General features: G+C 51.2%; 1 protein-coding gene and 1 pseudogene. One reads left to right on the plus strand and one right to left on the minus strand.

Annotated elements, in window-relative coordinates:
• Window positions 1-907, minus strand: a 907-nt coding sequence (gene queA, locus KQI64_RS06135; protein WP_216523836.1) for a tRNA preQ1(34) S-adenosylmethionine ribosyltransferase-isomerase QueA, incomplete at its 3' end; no start/stop codon positions are given.
• 264 nt (window positions 908-1,171) lie between these two features.
• On the opposite strand from queA, the pseudogene KQI64_RS06140 reads away from it, so the two are divergent.
• Window positions 1,172-1,647: pseudogene (locus tag KQI64_RS06140) on the plus strand (aspartate-semialdehyde dehydrogenase); the annotation flags it as partial.

A 1,647-nucleotide genomic window follows, 5' to 3' on the forward strand; every position in this document is an offset into this window, starting at 1 on the left:
TGCTTTCGGGGAGGTGGAAATTCGTGATCAAGCCGTCGAGAACCTTGAATTCGTATCCGGGATAGATGAAAATATCCGTAAAGCCCTCGCATGCCTTGATTTCTCCGAACTGAGTCGCCACGCTCTCAAGGGTGCGGCATGAGGTTGTGCCGACGGCGATAACTCTGCCGCCGTTTTCCTTTGTGCGGCGAATCAGCCCGGCTGTTTCCTCGGGAATTTCGTAGTGTTCGCTGTGCATTTTGTGATTTGTCACGTCGTCGACCTTGACGGGACGGAAGGTTCCGAGACCGACGTGCAGAGTGACGTACGCGATATTAACGCCCTTTGCGCGGATTCTGTCCATAAGCTCCTCGGTGAAATGCAGCCCGGCGGTCGGAGCGGCAGCGGAGCCTAATTCGTGGCTGTAAACCGTCTGATAGCGTTCCTTGTCCTTCAGCTCCTCGGTGATGTAGGGAGGGAGAGGCATCTGACCGATTTTATCGAGCGTAGCAAAGAAATTTTCGTCGCAGTCGAAGTCCACGATTCTGTTTCCGTCGTCCCTGACCCCGGCGACCTCGGCTCTGAGGATCCCGTCGCCAAAGCTGAACCTTGCGCCCTCGCGCGCCTTTTTGCCGGGCTTGCAGAGGGTTTCCCAGCGGTTGCCGCTGATCTGCTTCAACAAAAGGAACTCGACCCTTGCGCCGGTTTCTTCCTTAACGCCGTAAATCCTCGCCGGAAGCACGCGCGAATCGTTGGCAACAAGCAGATCGCCTTCGTTCAAGCGGTCGATGATATTGTAAAAATGCTCGTGAGAGATATCGCCGGTTTTTCTGTCGAGCACCAGCAGGCGAGAGCTGTCGCGCGGTTCAACAGGAGTCTGAGCGATAAGTTCCTTTGGCAGTTCATAGTAAAAATCACTTGTTTTCATAGTTATCTCCGAAAAAGTTAAAATATTGAAATACAATTACGCGGCAAAATAATTGACAATATGCGCGTAAAATGGTATATTATAGAGTGAGGTATATTTGGAGTAATCAGTACCTTGAGCGCGTCTCGGTACTGACGCCTCGGCAGTCGCCGTTTCTATAATAATATATATTTTCGAAATAGGCAACCGCTTTTTTAAATTTTGTATAAATTCGGAGGAATCACAGTGAAAAAGTACAAGGTAGGTATCATCGGAGCAACAGGAATGGTAGGACAGCGTTTTGCGCTTCTTCTTGAGAATCACCCTTGGTTTGAGGTAACCGTATTGGCTGCAAGCGCAAGAAGCGCCGGCAAGAAGTACGGCGACGTTGTAGAGGGCAGATGGCATATGGCCAAAGAGCTTCCCGAGAAGTATAAGGACATGATCATCACCGACGCCGAGAAGGTTGAGGAGGTAGCTGCTCAGGTTGACTTCTGCTTCTGTGCTGTCAACATGAAGAAGGACGAGATCAAGGCTCTTGAGGAGCGTTACGCAAAGGCTGAGTGCCCGATTGTATCAAACAATTCCGCACACCGCTTCACTCCCGACGTACCGATGGTAATTCCCGAGATCAACGCAGACCATATCAAGATCATCGAGGCACAGCGCAAGCGTCTCGGCACCAAGCGCGGCTTCGTTGCGGTCAAGTCCAACTGCTCGCTGCAGAGCTATGTTCCCGCGGTTAATCCCTTAAAGGAGCT

The sequence above is a fragment of the Lachnoclostridium sp. MSJ-17 genome (genome assembly GCF_018918205.1).
Taxonomy (GTDB): domain Bacteria; phylum Bacillota; class Clostridia; order Oscillospirales; family Acutalibacteraceae; genus Ruminococcoides.